This window comes from Phenylobacterium sp. RIFCSPHIGHO2_01_FULL_69_31 (assembly GCF_001824475.1).
In the GTDB taxonomy this organism is placed as follows: domain Bacteria; phylum Pseudomonadota; class Alphaproteobacteria; order Caulobacterales; family Caulobacteraceae; genus Phenylobacterium.
The window spans coordinates 225,957-244,390 of the sequence record NZ_MHXN01000014.1 but is presented as its reverse complement, the minus strand read 5'-3'; the positions used below and the strand labels follow the sequence as shown (position 1 = coordinate 244,390).

Sequence of the window (18,434 nt, the reverse complement as noted above, 5' to 3'; positions counted from 1 at the left end):
CGGCGTGCGCCCCGAAAAGAGGGGACTTGCGACATTAGCGAAATCGCAACGCTGTGAAAGAGCGAGGCGGCCTCGCCCACAGCAAAACGCCCCACGGAGGCCGCGGGGCGTATCGCTGACGTCACGAAACCGCGGTCAGGCGCGGGTATCGACCGACCCGCCGGCGTCGGCGCCCTCGTCGGAGGCATAGGGATTGGCCCCACCCTCGGGCTTCGGTGCGCCAGCGACCTTCGCCGCCACAACCACCATGGCGGGGCGGACCAGCCGCCCGAGCAACTCATAGCCCGGTTGCAGGACCTGGATCACCCCGCCCGGCTCCACGTCCGTCCCGGGCTGTTCCATCATCGCCTGATGCTTGTGGGGATCGAACTTCTCGCCCTTGGCCGGGTCGATCTTCTTCAGGCCGTTGTTCTCGAAGGCGCTCTGCAACGCCTTGGACGTCATCTCGACGCCGACGATGAAGTTCTTCGCCGGGCCATCGACGTCCGCGGGAACCGAAGCCAGGGCACGGTCGAAATTGTCCGCCACGCCCAGCAGGTCGCGGGCGAACTTGGTGATGGCGTAGGCCCGGGCGTCGTTCATCTCGCGCTCGGCCCGGCGCTTGGTGTTCTCGGCGTCGGCGGCGTAGCGAAGCACCTGCTCCTTCAGCGCCTGGACTTCGGCCAGCAGCGCCGGCGCATCGGCATCCGTGCCGTCCGCGGCGTCGAGGTCGGCGGGCGTGTTGTCTTCGGACATAGCTGTCGTCGTATCCCTAAGTGTTCATCACCTGGCCAAGCACCCGGGCAGTGTAATCCACCAACGGTATGATCCTGGCATAGTTCAGTCGGGCGGGGCCGATCACGCCGATCGCACCCACGACTTTCTGGGCGCCCGTCATATAGGGCGCGGCGATCACAGCGGAACCCGAAAGGGAAAAGAGTCGCGTTTCCGCGCCGATGAAGATCCGCACCCCCTCGCCGTCGCGGACCCCGTCCAGCAGTTGGATCAACTGTTCCTTCTGCTCCAGGTCCTCGAACAGGGACCGGACGCGCTCGAGATCCTCCAGGGTGTCGCGGTCCTCCAGCAGGTTGGCCCGGCCCCGCACGATCAGCGCCCGCTCCTCGGCCTCGCCGCCGCCCCAGGCCGCCAGCCCGTCCTCGACAAGCTTGGCGGCGGTCGCGTCCAGCTCCTGGCGGGCGCGATCCAGTTCGGTGCGCAGGTCGGCCTTGGCTTCGCCCAGGGTGCGGCCGCGCAGGCGGGCATTGAGGAAGTTGGAAGCCTCCTGCAGCGCCGACGGGGTCACGCCGGCGGGCAGGCGGATCAGCCGGTTCTCCACCGCCCCGTCGTCGAAGACCATGATCGCGAGCGTACGGTCGCCCGAGAGCTGGACGAACTCCACGTGGGTCACGCCTGCATCGCGCATCGGCGTCACGACCACGCCGGCGCCGCCGGCCAGACCCGAGAGGATCTTCGAGGCCTCGTTCAGCGCGTCCTCGTAGTTGCGCCCGTGCGCCTTCAGCCGCGCCTCGATGTTGCGCCGCTCCTCGTCGCCGACGTCGCCCACCTCCATCAGCCCGTCGACGAACAGCCGCAGGCCCGCGTGCGTGGGCAGCCGCCCGGCGCTGACATGCGGCGCGCCCAGAAGACCGAGCTGGGTCAGATCCTGCATGGTGTTGCGGATCGAGGCCGGCGACAGCGAGACCCCGGCCTTCGAAAGGGTGCGCGAGCCAACCGGCTCGCCGGTTTCAAGATAGCTTTCCACGATCCGGCGGAAGATCTCCCGAGCCCGGGAGTCCATGTCGGTGAGCGTGGGCCCATGCGAGAACAGCGTCGGTGGCACGGCGGTTTTCAGCGGCCTCTCTGGCCCATGGACGGCGTCATCGCGATCTAGGATAAGCGCGGCCCGAACCGGCGCAAGCCGCACCCGAAAGACCCTCGCACATGCGCCCGTCCGAACGCACCCCCGATCTGCTGCGCCCGATCACCCTGGAGACGGGCGTCACCCGCTATGCGGAAGGCTCGTGCCTGATCACCGCGGGCCACACCAAGGTGCTGGTGACCGCCAGCCTGGAAGAGGGCGTTCCCGGATTCCTGCGCGGCAAGGGCCAGGGCTGGGTCACCGCCGAATACGGCATGCTGCCCCGCGCCACCCACACCCGCGGCCGCCGCGAGGCCGCCCAGGGCAAGCAGTCGGGCCGCACCCAGGAGATCCAGCGCCTGATCGGCCGCTCGATGCGCGCGGTCATCGACCTGAAAGCGTTGGGCGAACGCCAGATCACCCTGGACTGCGACGTGCTGCAGGCGGACGGCGGCACCCGCACGGCGTCGATCACCGGGGCCTGGGTCGCGCTGCGGCTGGCCACGAAGTACCTGCTCGACGAGGGCGTGATCGCGACCGACCCGATCCTGGACCAGGTGGCGGCGGTGAGCTGCGGGATCTTCACCGGCACGCCGGTGCTGGACCTGGACTACGAAGAGGATTCCAACGCCGAGGCCGACGCGAACTTCGTGCTGACCGGCTCGGGCGACATCGTCGAGATCCAGGCGACCGGCGAGAAGCGCGGCTTCAGCCAAGCCGAATTCGAGGCCCTATTCTCGCTGGCCCGCAAGGGCATCGGCGAGCTGTGCGAAATGCAGCGGGCTGCAACGGCCTGAGCCGACTCGGAATCGAAAACGGCGCCGCCCGGGCAGGGACGGCGCCGCTTGCGTTCTCGGACCCCGGCCGTCGCCTACGGCGAGACCGGGCCCTGTTGGATCAGAAGAACACGTTGAAGCGCATCGCCGAAGCCGGCAGGCGCTCGAGTTCGCGCGCCAGCGGGGCGAACATCGCGTCGAGGAACTTTTCGATCAGGGCGACCATCTGCGTCACTCCATTGTGCAGTGCAATGTAGCTGGGCAGATAGGCTCTTCCCTCGCGGGATTCAATGATTTCCCGTCTCGATGAATAAATCTGCGCTGCAATGCCGCATGGTCCGATTGCGGCGCAGCATCCTGCGCGGCCGGAGCCTATTCCCCCTCGTCGTCGAGGAACCCGTCGTCGGGGCCGGCCTCGTACACGAGGAGGTCACCGGGCTGGCAGTCCAGTTCGCGGCAGAGGGCGGCCAGGGTCGAGAAGCGCACAGCGCGGGCCTTGCCGGTCTTCAGGATCGACAGGTTGGCGATGGTGACGCCCACGCGGTCGGCCAGCTCGGTCAGCGACATGCGTCGCTCAAGCAGCACGCGGTCGAGGCTTACACGGATCGGCATCGGGCGGACCTAGATCGTGAGTTCGGCTTCGCGGCGCAGGCGGGCGCCTTCGCGGAACACCTCCGCGAGCACGAAGACCACGAGGACGGAGAACCAGGCGGTGAGGCTCATGCTGGGTTCGATCCGGTTGACGCCCGGAAGGAGCCACGCGCTGACGGCCCAGAAGGCGTAGCGCCCCAGTTCCAGCCCCGCCAGCATCAGGCCGATCAGGCGCAGGCGCGCCACGTTGTCGGGGTGGAAGGGGTCGCCGGCGGTCAGGGTGGCGAAGATGCGCCGGAGCGATCCCACGATGACCAGGATGCCCGCGAGGTAGAGCGCGGCGGCCAGGAGGCCGCTGGTGATGGATGAACCGTTGGTCGCCAGCTCGCCCAGGGCGCTGTCCCGCGCGATCGCGCCGGGGTCGGTGGCCCGTGTGAGGTTGGCGAGGAGATCGGGGTTGAAGCTCAGCAGCAGCGCCGCGAGCGTTATCAGCGAGAGTGCGGCGACGCCGATCCAGAGGGCTGCGAAGACCACATCCAGAATGATCTTCAGAAAGCTCGAAACCGAACCCGGACCCAAGGCGCGCATGCCTGACGAACTCCCCCTGCGTGGCCGTCTGGATCCGCCGCGGCGTGGCCGTTCAGGCCAGGGCCGGGGCGGATCGGACGATCCTCATAAGCTCAAGGACCGGAGTCTTAGAGGAAGGCGGCGCGGGCGGCGATGCTGAGGATCGGCATGGCGGCCAGGACGACAACGAAGGTCATGGCGGCGCGGTCGAGTTGGTTCATGACATTGGCGAACATTTTCAGTCTCTTTCGGTTTGCTGCGCTGCAGCGTTGGGTGGTTCAGGACCCGTCGTCCTGATGTGATTATCGATACGCCCACATCGATTTTCGATCACGTGAATATCGAGTAACGATATTAAACTTTTGCAATGCAACACGCCGGGCCGCGGGTAATGTCCGCGCCCTGTGAGAGTGCGGAGCAGATCATGTCCCTGAAGCTGGAGCCGGGCGCCCGACTGGTGGTGGCGACCCACAACCCGGGCAAGGTGCGCGAGCTGATCGAGATCCTGGACGGCCGCTTCGACTTGGTCGCGGCGGGCGAGCTGGGCCTGCTGGAGCCCGACGAGACCGAGACGACCTTCGCGGGCAACGCCCTGCTCAAGGCCCGAGCGGCGGCCGACGCCTCCGGCCTGATCGCCCTCGCCGACGACTCGGGGCTGTCGGTGACGGCGCTGGACGGCGCGCCCGGCATCTTCTCGGCGCGATGGGCCGGGCCGGAAAAGGACTTCGCCATGGCCATGCGGAAGGTCGAGGAACGGCTGGAGGAAGTGGGCGCCGACGACTACTCGGCCTGGTTCACCTCGGCCCTGGCCGTCGCCTGGCCGCACGGTCCCGCCGTGGTGGTCGAGGGCCGGGTGGACGGGACGCTGACCTTCCCCCCGCGCGGCGACAAGGGCTTCGGCTACGACCCGATCTTCCTGCCGGAAGGCCACGACATCACCTTTGGTCAGATGGCGCCCATCTCGAAGGACGCCATGAGCCACCGGGCACGCGCCTTCGCCAAGCTCAAGGCTGCCCTGCTTTGACCGTCCCGCTCGGGGTCTATGTCCACTGGCCCTATTGCGCGCGCATCTGTCCCTACTGCGACTTCAACGTCTTCAAGGCCAAGGGCCGGGACGCCGAGGCGGCGGCGCTCGCGCGCGCCATCGTCGCCGACCTGGAGGCGCAGCGGGCGCTGACCGGGCCGCGCGAGCTGGTCTCGGTGTTCTTCGGTGGCGGCACGCCGTCGCTGATGGATCCGGCGTGGACCGCGGAGATCCTGGAGGCGGCCCAGCGCCTATGGACGCCCGCCGCGGACCTTGAGGTGAGCCTCGAAGCGAACCCCACCGACGCCGAGGCCGGCCGGTTCGCCGCCCTTGCCGAGGCCGGTGTGAACCGGCTGTCCCTGGGCCTTCAGGCGCTGGACGACGCGGCGCTGAGGTTCCTGGGCCGCAATCACGACGCCGCCGAGGGCCGGCGGGCGGCGGAGGCGGCGGCGCGCGCCTTCCCGCGCCTGTCGCTGGACCTGATCTACGCGCTGCCCGGCCAGACCGCGGACGCCTGGTCCGAAGAGCTGAGAGCCGCCATCGCCCTCGGCGCCGAGCACCTGTCGCCCTATCAGCTGACCATCGAGCAGGGCACCGCCTTCGATCGCGCGGTGCGGCGCGGAACGTTCACACCGCCCGACGAGGACCTCGCCGCCGACCTCTACGAGACCACCCAGGCCACCCTCGAAGCCCAGGGCTTCCAGGCCTACGAGGTGTCGAACCACGCCCGCGGCGAGGCGGCACGCTCGCGCCACAACCTCGTCTACTGGAAAGGCTGGGACTACGTCGGCGCCGGCCCCGGCGCCCACGGCCGTCTGACGCTCGGCGGGGTGCGTGAAGCGACCACCGCCGCCGACCGCCCGGCCGACTACATTCGCCGCGTCGCGGAGAGGGGGACCGGCTTCGCGGATCGGGAGGCCTTGAGCCCGATGGCCGCCGCCGAGGAGCGGGTGTTGCTGGGCCTGCGCATCGCCGAGGGCGTCCCCTTCGCGGAACTCGCCGCCCTGGGTCTCGGACCCGCACACCCCAGGGTCCGCCGCCTCGTGGAGCTCGGCCTCGTGGCCGACGATCCATTCCGCCTGCGGGCGACCCCGGCAGGCCGGCAGGTTCTGGACCGGCTGACCGCCGAACTGGCCGCCGGTTGACCCCGGAAGGCGGCGCGGAACACCCGATCCTGGGGTCACATGCAACCCTGGCGGCTCGATCTCGGTTGCGCCTGCAATGGTCGCTGAGCTTGCCTTTGCGCGCCGGAGCGGCGAACCCTCCCGCCATGGCCCGCGCCCTGCCCACCCCCGCCTTCGACGAAGCCCCGCTGGCGCCCGGGCTCTATGTGGTGGCGACGCCGATCGGGAACCTGCGCGACATCACGCTTCGCGCGCTGGACGTGCTGCACCAGGCCGACCTGATCCTGGCCGAAGACACCCGGGTCACCGGCAAGCTGCTGGCCGCCTTCGGCATCAAGGGCCGGATGGAGCGCCACGACGAGCACGCCGCCGATCGGGTCCGGCCCCGGGTGCTGGCGGCGCTGGCCGAGGGGCAGCGGGTGGCGATCGTCTCCGACGCCGGAACGCCGCTGATCTCGGACCCCGGCTACCGGCTGGTGCGCGAGGCGGCGGAGGCGGGGCATCGCGTGGTCCCGATTCCCGGGGCTTCGGCGCTTCTGGCCGGCCTGTCCGCCGCCGGCCTGCCGACGGACCGGTTCCTGTTCGTGGGCTTCCCGCCGCCGAAGAGCGCGGCGCGGCGCACCTTCCTGGCCGAGTTCGCCGGCGTGCGCGCCACCCTGGTCTTCTTCGAGGGCGGCTCGCGCCTCGCCGACAGCCTGGCCGACATGGCCGCAGTGCTGGGCGACCGCGAGGCGGTGGTCTGCCGCGAGCTCACCAAGCTGTACGAGACCTTCTACCGCGGACCGCTTTCGGGGCTCGCCGCAGACCCGAAGCTGGACGCGCCCAAAGGCGAGATCGTGATCCTGGTGGCCCCGGGCCGCGAGGTCGAAGCGACGCCGGCCGACGCCGACGCGGCGCTGGCCGATGCGCTGTCGCGCCTGAAGCCCGCGGACGCCGCGGCCGAGGTGGCAAAGGCGCTGGGCCTGCCGCGACGCGACCTCTACCGCCGGGCGCTGGAGCTGAAGCGGTGAATGTTCGCGCGGCCCGGGGCGCGGCGGCGCGGCTCTCGGGCCGGCGCGCCGAGGCCTGGGCCGCCGCCTGGCTGATGGCCAAGGGCTACCGCATCCTGGGCTTCCGGCTGAAGACGCCCCAGGCGGAGATCGACCTCCTGGCTAAGCGCGGGCCGGTGCTCGCCGTCGTGGAGGTGAAGAGCCGCACCAGCCTGGAGGCGGCGCTGGAGACCGTCACCCTCGACCAGCGCGACCGCCTGCGGCGCGCAGGCGCCGCCCTCGCGGCCAATCGGCCCGCCCTCGCAGCCTGCACGGTCCGCCTGGATCTACTTGCCCTCGCCCCGGGCAAGCTTCCTAGGCATATTCCCGATGCCTGGAAGGGGGACTGAGGCCGGGATGGATCGCGAAGAGGCCGAGAACATCCTGTCGGAAGCCGGGAGCGCCCCCGAAGGCGCCTTCCCGTTGCTGGAGGCCGCCATCGCCTGCGCTATCCACGAGGATCCGACCCGGGATCCCGCGGCGGCGCGCGAAATGGCGGCGATTAGCGTCGAACGCCTGGCCGAGCGGCTGAAGCGCGAGAGCCCGGAGGAAGCGATCGCCGAGACCATGGCCGGCGACATGGGCCTGTCCGGCGACCTGTTCACCATCGAGGACCCGGAGAACGCGGACGTGATCTCGGTCGCCAGCCGCCGCAAGGGCCTGGCCGTGACCATCGCCCTCTTCTACCTGCACGCGGCGCGCAAGTGCGGGTTGACCTTGCAGGGCGTCGACTTCCCGGGCCACTTCCTGCTGCGGATCGAGACCGACGAGGGGCCGCTGGCGCTGGACCCGTTCTCGGAAGGCCGGGTGGTGCTGCCGTCGGAGCTCACGCGCCGCGCCCTGCATGCGGGGCTCACCCCCAACGTCGCCGACCGGCTCGACCGGCTCATGGCGCCCGTGAGCGACCGGGCGGTGCTGCTGCGCCTGCAGAACATCATGTTCGCCAACGCCAGCGCCTACGGCGATTTCGCCCGCGCCGAGCGGGCGGCCCTGCGCCGGGCCCTGCTGGATCCCACCGACCACCGCCCGTGGCTCGACGTGGCCGCCGCCCGGGAGGGCCAGGGGGCGCTGGCCGGAGCCCTGGTCGCCCTGCAGCGCGCCACGGCCCTCGATGGCGGCGCCGCCCTCGCGGCCCGCGCCCAGCGAGAACGCGTGCGGCTGCGGCTGAACTGACGGGCAGCTTGGCTGGCGCTCGGCGCTCGGACCCCCTATGTCGGCGGGGCCATTCCCCGAGGAGCCGCGCATGTCCCTGAAGGTCGCCGTCCAGATGGACCCCATCGAAGGGATCAACATCGAGGGCGACACCAGCTTCCTGATGATGGAATCGGCCCAGGCGCGCGGCCACTCCCTGTTCGTCTACCTGACCACGACGCTGGCGATGGAGAACGGCCGCATCTTCGCCCGCGGCCGCGATGTGACGGTCCAGCGGGTGAAGGGCGACCACGCCCGGCTGGGCGAGATGCGGAAGGTCGAGCTCAGCGAATTCGACGTGGTGCTGATGCGCCAGGATCCGCCGTTCGACATGCACTACATCGACGCCACCTTCTTCCTGGAAGCGATCCACCCGAAGACCCTGGTGGTCAACAACCCGGCCGAGGTGCGCAGCGCGCCGGAGAAGCTGTTCGTCACCAAGTTCCCGGACCTGCAGCCGCCGACCCTGATCACCTGGGATCGGGCCGCCATCCTCGACTTCCGCGCGGAGCACGGCGACATCGTGCTGAAGCCGCTGAACGGCCGCGGCGGCTCGGGCGTGACCCGCCACCTCAAGGACGATCCGAACCTCGACACCCTGCTGGAGCTGCACGCCGAGCTCGGGCGCGAGCCGGTGATCGTGCAGAAATTCCTTCCGTCGGTGACCCGCGGCGACAAGCGGATCCTGCTGATCGACGGCGAGCCGGTCGGCGCCATCAACCGCGTGCCGGCCAAGGGCCAGATCCGGTCCAACCTGGCGGTAGGGGGCGAGGCCCAGCCCGTAGAGCTGTCGGCGCGCGACCGCGAGATCTGCGCCGCCATCGGGCCGGAGCTCAAGGCCCGGGGCCTGATCTTCGTCGGCATCGACGTGATCGGCGAGTGGCTGACCGAGATCAACGTGACCTCTCCCACGGGCGCCGTGGCGCTGAAGCGCTTCACCGGCATCGATGCCACGGAGGTGATGTGGCGCCGGATTGAGGCGCTACGCGCATAGGTTTAGATTGTCGTCTAAGATATGTCCGGAAGTTACGGAAACGTCTTACTTTCCCCATAAGTTCGTTTTTTGTTCTTGATCCGAGCCAGGCCGTGTGCTGGGTTGTGGATAACTTGAGGCGGACCACAAGGGGTTGAGGGATGTCGGCGCGGGTGGTGACCCTGGCCTTCCGGGGCGTCGAAGCGGTGCGCGTCGACGTGCAGGTCCAGTTCACCGGCGGCGAGCAGAAGTTCTTCCTCGTCGGCATGGGCGACAAGGCCGTGTCCGAGAGCCGCGAACGGGTCCGCGCGGCCTTCCAGGGCCTGGGCCTGGCCCTGCCCGCCCGCCGCATCATCGCCAACCTGGCCCCCGCGGATCTGCCGAAGGAGGGCAGCCATTACGACCTCCCGATCGCCCTCGCCATCATGGCTGCGATGGGGATCATCCCGCCCGATGCGCTGGAGGACTGGGCGGCGGTGGGCGAACTGGCGCTGGACGGCCGGATCACGCCGGTGGCCGGCGCCCTGCCCGCGGCGGTGGCGGCGGGCGGACTCGGCCTGGGGCTGATCTGTCCCGAAGCCTGCGGCCCGGAGGCGGCGTGGGCCGGCGACACCCGGGTGCTGGCGGCGCCGTCCCTGATCGCCCTCGTGAACCATTTCCGTGGGACCCAGATCCTGTCGCAGCCCAAGGCCGGCGACATGCTGGACGGCGAGCGGGTGCCCGACCTGCGCGACGTCAAGGGCCAGGAGAACGCCAAGCGCGCGCTCGAGATCGCCGCGGCCGGGGGCCACAACCTCTGCTTCGTGGGGCCGCCCGGGTCGGGCAAGTCCATGATGGCTGCGCGCCTGCCCGGCCTGCTGCCGCCGCTGACCCCGGCCGAGCTGCTGGAAACCTCGATGATCCATTCGGTGGCCGGGCTGATCGCCAAGGGACAGCTCAGCCGCGCGCGCCCCTTCCGAACGCCGCACCACTCCGCCAGCATGGCCGCCCTGACTGGCGGCGGCCTCCGGGCCAAGCCCGGCGAGGTCAGTTTGGCGCACAACGGCGTGCTGTTCCTGGACGAACTGCCGGAGTTCGGCGCCCAGGCGCTGGACAGCCTGCGCCAGCCGCTGGAGACCGGCGAGGTGGTGGTGGCGCGCGCCAACGCCCACGTCCGCTATCCCGCGCGCTTCCAGCTGGTGGCCGCCATGAACCCGTGTCGCTGCGGCCACGGCGGCGCGGGCCGCGGCGCCTGCGGCCGGGCTCCGCGCTGTCAGACCGACTATCAGGCGCGGATCTCCGGTCCGCTGATGGATCGCATCGACCTCCAGGTGGAGGTTCCGCCGGTCACCGCCGCGGACATGGCCCTGCCGCCGCCCGCGGAGGGCACGGCCGAGGCGTCCGCCCGGGTGCTGCAGGCGCGGGCGATGCAGGCGGACCGCGCCGCCGGGACCGATGGCGCGCCGCTCAACGCGCAGGCCGAGGGCGATTTCCTGGACGCCATCGCAGACCTCGACGCACCTGCGCGCGCCTTGCTGGCCAAGGCCGCCGAACAGGGTGGGCTTTCAGCGCGCGGCTGGACGCGGACCCTGCGTCTGGCGCGCACCATTGCGGACCTGGAAGGGTCGGGCCCAGTGCGCCGGGTCCACATCGCCGAGGCGCTGATCTACCGCCGGGTGGCGCCCGGGACGTCGCTGTCCGGCATGGCTTCGATCTCCGCATAGCGCCGCGGCGCGGTCCAGGCGCCGTAGCCGATCGCCGCGATCACCAGATAGCCCCAGATGATACCGGCGGTCTGATAGGCCCATCCGGAGACACCGGAATCGAGGGCGACGGCCACATGGGTCGCGACCGCAAGCAGTTGGAAGGCCCCCGAGAAGAGCGGCCAATATCGCCGGCTCTTGAGCGCGATGCCGAACAGCAGGCCGAGGAGCGCGACATCGATGATCATTACAGACCACTGGATGTCGCGGGCGCCCGCCCGGAACGCGACGAGGGTGAGCGCCCAGGCGGCGAGATAGCCTGCCGCCGCCAGGCGCTCCACATCACGACCCCGCCAGGCCGCCAGAGCGCAGACGCTCATCAGCGCTGTGGGCCAGACGAATGGCGGAAGCTGATAGGTCGTCAAGGAAGGCGGCCCCCGGAGTTGCCGAGGGCCGCAATGTGGCAGACGTCAGGGCGAGTTGGAAACAGCCGCCGCCCTCAGGAGGCGATGCGCAGGCTCCGCATGCGGACCCGCTCGACCTGCAGGCCCTCAGGCGGCGGCTTGTCTCCGCCTTCCCCGGCCATCCTCACCGCCCCCAGGCCGATCTGGCCCTGGACCACGCTGAGTTCCTTGTGGGTCTCAACGATCGCGCGACGGGCCTGGGCGAGGGCCGTGATGGCCTGGCTGGCGCGCTCCACGGCGTCCTGGCCGATGAGGGCCGAGGCGCCGGCCGCCTTGCGCAGCGCGGGCATCACCCCGGCGAGCTGGGCGGTCTTGGACAGGGCCGCGTCGATCGCGGCTTCGGCTTCGAACAGCGCGCCAGCGACTTGCTCGGCGGCCATGCGGCGTTCTTTGAGCATGAGTTCTCTCCATGCGCGGCGTGGTCACGGCGCGCTTCGATTGTTGCGTAACTGGGTTTCCTGGCCGTTCAGGCCTTTAGTAAACTGGCCGCCAGGTCGTTCAGGTAATGAAGCCCGGCCAGCATCCCTCCGAACGCGAGGGCCGTGACCAGGGCGATCCCGACGATCGCGCCGAGCCGGAGCGCGGGGCTCAGCTCGTTGCGGCGGGTCCAGCTTCCGGCTCGCCCTTGAAGTTCTCGTCCAGGAGAACCCAGGTCAGGCAGAGGATTTCCCGAAGCACCATTTCCGGCGGCTTGAACGGCGCCAGTTTCCGCGTGGCGGACACCAGGTGCCGCGCCATCTCGGCCTGCGTCGGCGTCGCCGAGAGATCGACGAGCTGCCGCTCGAGCTGCGTCCAGGAGAAGCCGGGAAGAAGCTCCTCCCGCTTCGCCAGGGCCGGCCATCGCGCCTCGAAGTCGTCGATCTCCCGGCGAAGGCGAAGCGCCCTCCCAACCACCGCTCTGTTCTCGAAACCCGGCTGCTGACCCATCGGACGCCTCATCAGTTGACGCCTCATCGGGCCAAGGTTGAGGCGGCGCGTCTGTCCTGATCGCGTCGTGTCCTGATTCAATCAGGACAGGATTGACCTCCACGTCACGGAGGAGCTTGGCCGCCTTGAAGCGGTCGTCGACGCCCAGCTTTCGGCGGGCGCGGTCGCAATAGGTATCCACCGACGTCTTCGACATCCCGAGCTCGCGGGCGATCTGCTTGGAGCTCAGGTGCTGGTCCACGAGGCGCAGGCAATCGCGCTCTCTCTGCGTCAGAAGCTCGACAGGGTTCATGACGCCCCCCCAAAGCGCACTACGGACCTCGCTCGACAGTAAACGACGGCTTCGGCGCGGCGTCTACTTGGTCGGGGACAAAACAGCGGTTCGCGTTGTTTTGTAGCATATCCGACGCTCGCTTGACTCACCGTTAAGCCGTTGGCCCTAAGCCTTCCCGGCCATGCGCAGACCGTCTCGACCCCTGTCCGAGCGCCGACCCAACCGCGCCCAGATCAGCGCGGAACAGCTCGCGTCGCTGAGCCATGAATTCCGTACCCCGCTGAACGGGGTGCTGGGGATGGCCCGCCTGCTGGAGGGGACCAAGCTCACCGCCGAGCAGAAGGCCTATGTGTCGGCGCTCCACGACAGCGGCCAACACCTGCTGACCCTCGTGAACGACGTCCTGGACTACGCCAAGCTCGGCGCCGGCCGCGTTGAGCTGCACCCGGCGCCCATGGAGGTCGAGGGACTGTTGCGCAGCGTCGCCGAGCTCCTGTCTCCGCGGGCTCGTGAGAAGGGCGTCGAGATCGCCTGGGCGGCGCCGCCCGCACCGGCCGCCGTCCACGCCGACGAGGGGCGCCTGCGCCAGATCCTGCTCAATTTCGCCGGAAACGCCGTCAAGTTCACCGACACCGGCGGCGTTCTGATCGCAGCGTCCTCGCCCGAACCCGGTCGCCTGCGCCTCCGCGTCGAGGACACCGGCCCCGGCGTGTCGCAGAGCGACCGCGAACGCATCTTCGAGGAATTCGCCCAGGCCGAGGCCGCACACGCCGACCTCGGCGGCGCAGGCCTGGGGCTCGCCATCGCGCGGCGGCTCGCGCGCGCCATGGGCGGCGAGGTGGGCGTCGAAACCGCACCTGGCGGCGGCGCCTGCTTCTGGTTCGAGGCGGCGTTTCCGACCATCCCGGCGGTCATACCCACGCGGCCTCTCGAGGGCCGGACGGTGGGGATCGCTTCGCCCAATCCGGTGGTCCGCGAAGCCGCGCGACTGCAGATCGAGGCCTGCGGCGGCGAGGTGGTCGCCACGGCCGCCCTGCCGGAAGCCATCGCCCGCACACGCCCGGGCGACGTGATCCTGGTGGACGCCAGCCTGGCCGCGGCGAACGGCGCCCTGCGGCCCCCGCTCCAGCGCCACGCCATCGTCCTGCTGGCCCCGGACGAGCGCGAGCGCCTCGCCCGCTATCGCCGCGCCGGATTCGCCGGCTACCTCATCAAGCCGCTGCGCCGCGCCTCGCTGGCCGAGCGTGTGCTGATCGCGGCAGGCGCCGCCGCCGACCCGAGCCAGCCCGCCCAGGTGGACGAACGCGTCGCGACGGCCGCCGCCCCGGGCGCACGGATCCTGCTTGTCGAGGACAACCCCATCAACGCCCTGCTCGCCAAGGCCCTGCTCAATCGCGAGGGCTGCGAAGTGGAGCACGCTGTCGGCGGCGCCGAGGCCTTGGCGGCGGCCGAGGTCGGCGTCTTCGACCTGGTCCTGATGGACATGCGGATGCCGGGCCTCTCCGGCGAGGAAACGGCCCGGCGGATGCGCGCGGGCGGGATCAAGACCCCGATCGTCGCCCTCACCGCCAACGCCTTCGAGGACGACCGCCACGCCTGCCTCGCCGCCGGCATGGACGACTTCCTGGTGAAGCCGCTGTCGCCCGACGCCCTGCGCGCCGCGCTGACCCGCTGGACCGTCTCCGCCTTGCCGAAGCCGGCGGCGCGCGCCAAGTTCGGCTGAGCGGAGCCCCGGGGGGCTCCCCTTCCGGAGACCCCATGAGCGCTGAAGCGGAACCGAGGCGGAGCGCGCTGTCGGCCATCGCGGTCTTCTTCGAGCGCCGGGCCCTGGTGATGCTGGCCCTGGGTTTCGCCTCCGGCCTGCCGAACCTGCTTATCTTCGACACCCTGTCCCTGTGGCTGCGCGAGGCGGGCCTGTCGCTGAAGGTCATCTCGATCTTCGCGCTCGCCACGCTCAGCTATTCGCTGAAGTTCCTCTGGGCGCCGCTGATCGACCGCACCCAGGTGCCCGGCCTCACCCGGCTTCTCGGCCATCGCCGCAGCTGGATGATCGTGCTGCAGGTCCTGCTGATGCTGGGCCTGTGGCTGATCTCGGGCGTCGACCCCGCGACGAACCTGGCGCTGATGGCGGCCTTCGCAGCCTTCGTCGCCTTTGTGTCCGCCACCCAGGACATCGTCATCGACGCTTGGCGCATCGAAGCCGCCGAGGTCGAGAAACAGGGCGCCATGGCCGCCGCCTACCAGTGGGGCTACCGCGTCGCGATGATCGTGGCGGGCGCAGCCCCCCTTTTGCTGGCCGAGGCCTACGGCTGGAGCGCCTCCTACGCCGTGATGGCCGGGCTGATGCTGCTGGGCGTGGCCGGCGTCCTGGGCGCGCCGCGCGAGAAAGTCCACGCGGTGCGGCCGATCCACGCCGAGGGTGTCCCCAGCCGGCCGGCGCTGGAGCTGCCCGAATGGATCGCGCGCCTGGCGGTCTTCGCCCTGGGCGCCCTGCTCTTGGGAACGGGCCTGGCGGCCGACGCCTCGCTGCTGGCGGCGGGCCTCTCCGCCATCGGCCTGCCGGACGCGGGCCTCGCCCTCACCGATGCCTGGGCGATGAAGCCACAGGGGGTCTATTTCCAGCTCGCCGCGGTCGCGGCGGGTCTGGCCGTCATTGTGCTGGCGGTCTGCCCGATCCCAGGGCTGAAGACCCGGCCCGGCGTCTATCTGTTCGCCGCCCTGGGCGAGCCGCTGGCCGACTTCCTACGGCGCTACAAGGGGGTGGCGGCGCTGATCCTGGCGCTGATCTGCCTCTACCGGCTGTCGGACTTCGTGCTGAACATCATGAACCCGTTCTATGCCGACCTCGGCTTCACCAAGGTGGAGATCGCGGAGGCCCGCAAGGTGTTCGGCGTCGTGATGACGGTGATCGGCGTGGGCCTTGGCGGCTTTTCCGTAGCCCGGCTGGGCATGATGCGGGCCCTGGTGGTGGGCGCCTTCGCCGGCCCCCTGAGCAATCTGGCGTTCGCCTGGCTGGCCACCCAGGGACCGCAGCTCTGGGCCCTCTTCGTAGCGATCGGTATCGACAACATCGCCGGCGGCATCGCGGGCACCTGCCTGATCGCCTACATGTCCAGCCTGACCTCCGCCGGCTTCACCGCGACCCAGTATGCGCTGTTCTCGTCGCTCTACGCCCTGCCGGGGAAACTGGTCGCCTCGCAGTCCGGGCGCATCGTGGAGTCGTCCGCCGCCTCGGCCGACGCGGGCGGCGCGTTCGGCGGGCTGAAGGCGCTGTTCGTCCGCCTGCCCCCCGAGGCGTATGCGGGCGCCATGGAGAAGTCGCAGGTGACGCCGGCGGCGCTGGGAGCCGGGTATCTGGTCTTTTTCCTCTACTCGGCGCTGGTCGGCGTGGCGGCCGTGATCCTGGCCTTCCTGGTGGCCCGCCGGCAGCCGGCGGCCGAGCGCGACTAGTTGTCGAGGCAGACCACCTGGGCCACCTGCAACTCGCGGCGCAAGTCGTCGGCCACATAGAAATAGTTCTGCGGCGTGATGGACTCGCCCACCGCGGCGGTATCGGCGCGGCGGTTGCTGGCGGCCAACGTGGCGCGGACGATCTCCGGCGCCGTGGTGTAGATGCGTCCCCGCCGCGGGCTCTCGGCGATGGTGACGCCCAACACCCGACCCTGGGCGTCGAGCGCCGGGGCGCCTGACAGACCGCCCAGGGTGCCCTGCAAGCCCTCGGTCCGCCCGGTCTCGGCCCAGACCAGCACCGGCTCGGTCCGCGCCCCGTGACCGCGCACGACCAGGTTCTCGCGGCCCAGCAGCCTGGAGCTGGCCTCCCCGGGCTCGCCCTGCGGGAAGCCGGGGTGGAAGGCCCGCTGGCCGCGCTTCAAGGGTTCGGCCAGCGCCAGGGGTAGCGGCGCCGATCCGCCCTCGGTGAACAGCAGCGCCGCCTCCCCGCGCGGATCGACGCGGACGTTCACCGCGACACCGGTCTCCGGGCCCACGACGATCGCCGCCCGCTTGCAGCCGTCGACCACGTGGCGGGCCGTCAGCCAGACCCCGGCGCGGGCGATGGAAAAGGCGGTTCCGGCGGCGGGACCGCCAGTGTCCGGCACATCCACGACAACCGAAGGGTCGAAGGGAGATGCAGGGCCCAGCGCCTCGCCCAGCGGGTCGGCGCCCTTGGGCGGCGGCGGCGGCGCGTCGGTGCGCTCGTCTCGGCCCAGGGCGGCGAACAGCAGCGCCACCACGATCGCGGCATAGACCACCCAGTCCGGCAGCCGCGGAAAGCGCATCCTAGCTGCGCGCCGCCGCGATGATCAGGGCGGTGGCGACTTTCGCTCCCACCAGCAGGGCCGCGGCCGACATCTCTCCCTCCTGGATCCGGCGCGGGAGGCCGCGCAGAAGCATGTCCACCAGCCGGAAGACCAGGAGCTGGACCACCACGGTCACCGCGCCCCACAGCCCGATCTCGATGACGTTGGTCGAAGCCCGGAGCGAGGCCGACAGCGGGATCGCAAGGCCCAGCAGCACGCCGCCCAGCGACACGGCCGCCGCCGTGTTGCCCTCGCGGATGAGGGTGATCTCCTTGTGTGGGGTCAGCAGCACATAGAGCGCCGCCGCCGCGAACAGGATCAGCACGGTCACCCCGGCGTGCGCCAGGAATACCGGGAAGCCGGAGGCGAAGGCCTGGATCTCAGGCGAAGGTATCGGCATGGACGCGTCCCCGTTACTGCGGGCGCAGGGTTACCACAGCGGCGCTTCTATTCCGAAGCTTCGGCCGCGGCCTTGCGGCGCGCCGACGCACGCAGCTTCTCGCTCTCGCTCTTCAGCTGCCCACAAGCGGCGAGGATGTCGCGGCCGCGCGGCGTGCGGATCGGCGAGGCGTAGCCGCCGCGGTTCAGGATCGCCGCGAACTGCTCGATGGTGGACCAGGAGGAGCATTCGTACTCGGTCCCCGGCCAGGGATTGAACGGGATCAGGTTGATCTTGGCCGGGATGCCCTTGAGCAGTTGGACCAGGGCCTTGGCCTCGGCCGGGCTGTCGTTGACGCCCTTCAGCATCACATATTCGAAGGTCACCCGCTTGGCGTTGCCGAGGCCTGGATAGGCGCGGATGCCGTCCATCAGCTCCTTCAGCGGGTACTTCTTGTTGAGCGGCACCAGCTTCTCGCGCAGCTCGTCGTTGGTGGCGTGCAGCGAGATGGCCAGCATGGCCTGGGTCTTCTCGCCGAGCGCCTGGAGCTGCGGCACGACGCCGGAGGTCGACACGGTGATCCGCCGCCGGGAGATGGCGATCCCCTCGTTGTCGGCGATGATGTCGATGGCCTGGGCCACGTTATCCAGATTGTAGAGCGGCTCGCCCATGCCCATGAACACGATGTTCGAGAGCCGGCGATCCTCCTTGGGCGAGGGCCATTCGCTAAGGTCGTCCCGGGCGACCTGGACCTGGGCCACGATCTCGGCCGCGGTCAGGTTGCGCACCAGCGCCTGGGTGCCCGTGTGGCAGAACGTGCAGTTCAGGGTGCAGCCGACCTGCGAGCTGACGCACAGCGCCCCGGCCCGGCCCACGTCGGGAATGTAGACGGTCTCGACCTCGATCCCCGGGCCCATGCGGATCAGCCACTTGCGGGTGCCGTCCTTCGACACCTGGCGCTCCACCACTTCCGGGCGGGCCAGGCTGAAGGCCCCGGCCAGGGCCGCGCGGGTCTCCTTAGCGACGTCGGTCATCTGGGCGAAGTCGGTGACGCCGTAGTGATGCATCCAGCGCCACAGCTGGCTGGCGCGCATCTTGGCCTTGTCCTTCGGCACGACGCCCGCGTCCACCAGCGCGGCCGCCAGCTCGGTGCGGCTGAGGCCCGTCAGGTTTGTTGGGGCCGTCGCAGTAGTGGGCCGGGCCGGCGCGCGGCTGAGATCGAGGGTCACGCCCAAGGAATTCGGTCCTTCTGGAGAGCGGCGAATATAGGTGACACGGGGCCCGTCACCAAATCGCTGC

Annotated in this window: 20 protein-coding genes and 1 pseudogene; 10 read left to right on the top strand and 11 right to left on the bottom strand. The window is 70.3% G+C overall.

The features are described from left to right. Window positions 1-135: 135 nt before the first annotated feature. Both grpE and hrcA read right to left on the bottom strand, forming a co-directional pair. Window positions 136-735 carry a nucleotide exchange factor GrpE gene (gene grpE / locus A2790_RS10485; protein ID WP_293390954.1) on the bottom strand — a complete coding sequence of 200 codons (600 nt, stop codon included), beginning with the start codon at window positions 733-735 and terminating at the stop codon, window positions 136-138. Between the two features lie 16 nt (window positions 736-751). Further along, window positions 752-1,777, bottom strand: coding sequence for a heat-inducible transcriptional repressor HrcA (hrcA, locus tag A2790_RS10480; protein ID WP_293391441.1), 1,026 nt, complete (start codon window positions 1,775-1,777; stop codon window positions 752-754). A 143-nt stretch (window positions 1,778-1,920) separates the two neighbouring features. On the opposite strand from hrcA, the gene rph reads away from it, so the two are divergent. Further along, complete coding sequence (gene rph / locus A2790_RS10475; RefSeq protein ID WP_293390951.1) at window positions 1,921-2,634, top strand: ribonuclease PH; 714 nt, start codon at window positions 1,921-1,923, stop codon at window positions 2,632-2,634. Between the two features lie 351 nt (window positions 2,635-2,985). Here the strand turns inward: rph and A2790_RS10470 are convergent, their stop codons facing one another. Beyond that, complete coding sequence (locus A2790_RS10470) at window positions 2,986-3,225, bottom strand: helix-turn-helix transcriptional regulator (RefSeq protein ID WP_293390948.1); 240 nt, start codon at window positions 3,223-3,225, stop codon at window positions 2,986-2,988. Window positions 3,226-3,234: 9 nt separating this feature from the next. After that, entirely contained in the window at window positions 3,235-3,792 is a 558-nt protein-coding gene (locus A2790_RS10465) for a DUF2975 domain-containing protein (RefSeq protein WP_068876676.1), read from the bottom strand. A gap of 403 nt (window positions 3,793-4,195) precedes the next feature. Here A2790_RS10465 and rdgB point away from each other — a divergent pair, with 403 nt between their 5' ends. The 7 genes from rdgB to A2790_RS10430 all read left to right on the top strand — a co-directional run bounded on the left by rdgB (window position 4,196) and on the right by A2790_RS10430 (window position 10,814). Next, window positions 4,196-4,795 (top strand): RdgB/HAM1 family non-canonical purine NTP pyrophosphatase, encoded by a 600-nt coding sequence (rdgB, locus tag A2790_RS10460; protein ID WP_293390946.1) that lies wholly within the window; start codon window positions 4,196-4,198, stop codon window positions 4,793-4,795. Further along, a complete protein-coding gene (gene hemW, locus A2790_RS10455; RefSeq protein WP_293390943.1) occupies window positions 4,792-5,940 on the top strand; it encodes a radical SAM family heme chaperone HemW in 1,149 nt (382 codons plus the stop codon). The genes rdgB and hemW overlap by 4 nt, the downstream gene beginning before the upstream one ends. 125 nt (window positions 5,941-6,065) lie before the next feature. Next, complete coding sequence (gene rsmI / locus A2790_RS10450) at window positions 6,066-6,929, top strand: 16S rRNA (cytidine(1402)-2'-O)-methyltransferase (RefSeq protein WP_293390940.1); 864 nt, start codon at window positions 6,066-6,068, stop codon at window positions 6,927-6,929. Next, complete coding sequence (locus A2790_RS10445) at window positions 6,926-7,297, top strand: YraN family protein (protein WP_293390937.1); 372 nt, start codon at window positions 6,926-6,928, stop codon at window positions 7,295-7,297. The genes rsmI and A2790_RS10445 overlap by 4 nt, the downstream gene beginning before the upstream one ends. A 7-nt stretch (window positions 7,298-7,304) precedes the next feature. Continuing rightward, entirely contained in the window at window positions 7,305-8,120 is an 816-nt protein-coding gene (locus A2790_RS10440; RefSeq protein WP_293390935.1) for a transglutaminase family protein, read from the top strand. A 70-nt stretch (window positions 8,121-8,190) separates the two neighbouring features. Next, window positions 8,191-9,132 carry a glutathione synthase gene (gene gshB / locus A2790_RS10435; protein ID WP_293390932.1) on the top strand — a complete coding sequence of 314 codons (942 nt, stop codon included), beginning with the start codon at window positions 8,191-8,193 and terminating at the stop codon, window positions 9,130-9,132. Between the two features lie 140 nt (window positions 9,133-9,272). Next, window positions 9,273-10,814 (top strand): YifB family Mg chelatase-like AAA ATPase, encoded by a 1,542-nt coding sequence (locus A2790_RS10430; RefSeq protein WP_293390929.1) that lies wholly within the window; start codon window positions 9,273-9,275, stop codon window positions 10,812-10,814. Here the strand turns inward: A2790_RS10430 and A2790_RS10425 are convergent. From A2790_RS10425 to A2790_RS24435, 4 genes and pseudogenes are all read right to left on the bottom strand, one after another. Next, a complete protein-coding gene (locus A2790_RS10425) occupies window positions 10,757-11,218 on the bottom strand; it encodes a hypothetical protein (RefSeq protein WP_293390926.1) in 462 nt (153 codons plus the stop codon). The two genes, A2790_RS10430 and A2790_RS10425, sit on opposite strands and share 58 nt — an antisense overlap. A 74-nt stretch (window positions 11,219-11,292) precedes the next feature. Next, window positions 11,293-11,655, bottom strand: a complete 363-nt coding sequence (locus A2790_RS10420) for a hypothetical protein (RefSeq protein ID WP_293390923.1) — start codon at window positions 11,653-11,655, stop codon at window positions 11,293-11,295. A 190-nt stretch (window positions 11,656-11,845) separates the two neighbouring features. Continuing rightward, window positions 11,846-12,196, bottom strand: coding sequence for a hypothetical protein (locus A2790_RS10415; RefSeq protein WP_293390920.1), 351 nt, complete (start codon window positions 12,194-12,196; stop codon window positions 11,846-11,848). A 115-nt stretch (window positions 12,197-12,311) separates the two neighbouring features. Next, window positions 12,312-12,476, bottom strand: a pseudogene (locus A2790_RS24435) (helix-turn-helix transcriptional regulator); the annotation flags it as partial. A gap of 163 nt (window positions 12,477-12,639) precedes the next feature. On the opposite strand from A2790_RS24435, the gene A2790_RS10410 reads away from it, so the two are divergent. Continuing rightward, window positions 12,640-14,181 carry a response regulator gene (locus A2790_RS10410; protein WP_293390917.1) on the top strand — a complete coding sequence of 514 codons (1,542 nt, stop codon included), beginning with the start codon at window positions 12,640-12,642 and terminating at the stop codon, window positions 14,179-14,181. A 35-nt stretch (window positions 14,182-14,216) separates the two neighbouring features. Beyond that, a complete protein-coding gene (locus A2790_RS10405; protein WP_293390914.1) occupies window positions 14,217-15,908 on the top strand; it encodes an MFS transporter in 1,692 nt (563 codons plus the stop codon). Here the strand turns inward: A2790_RS10405 and A2790_RS10400 are convergent. From A2790_RS10400 to rlmN, 3 genes are read right to left on the bottom strand one after another with little or no spacing between them, the layout of a single operon-like run. Further along, window positions 15,905-16,735, bottom strand: coding sequence for a serine protease (locus tag A2790_RS10400; protein ID WP_293390911.1), 831 nt, complete (start codon window positions 16,733-16,735; stop codon window positions 15,905-15,907). The two genes, A2790_RS10405 and A2790_RS10400, sit on opposite strands and share 4 nt — an antisense overlap. Window position 16,736: 1 nt before the next feature. Next, on the bottom strand, window positions 16,737-17,156 hold the full coding sequence (locus A2790_RS10395; protein ID WP_068874615.1) for a DUF350 domain-containing protein: 420 nt from the start codon (window positions 17,154-17,156) through the stop codon (window positions 16,737-16,739). A 47-nt stretch (window positions 17,157-17,203) separates the two neighbouring features. Then, on the bottom strand, window positions 17,204-18,370 hold the full coding sequence (gene rlmN / locus A2790_RS10390; protein ID WP_293390908.1) for a 23S rRNA (adenine(2503)-C(2))-methyltransferase RlmN: 1,167 nt from the start codon (window positions 18,368-18,370) through the stop codon (window positions 17,204-17,206). Between the last annotated feature and the right edge of the window lie 64 nt (window positions 18,371-18,434).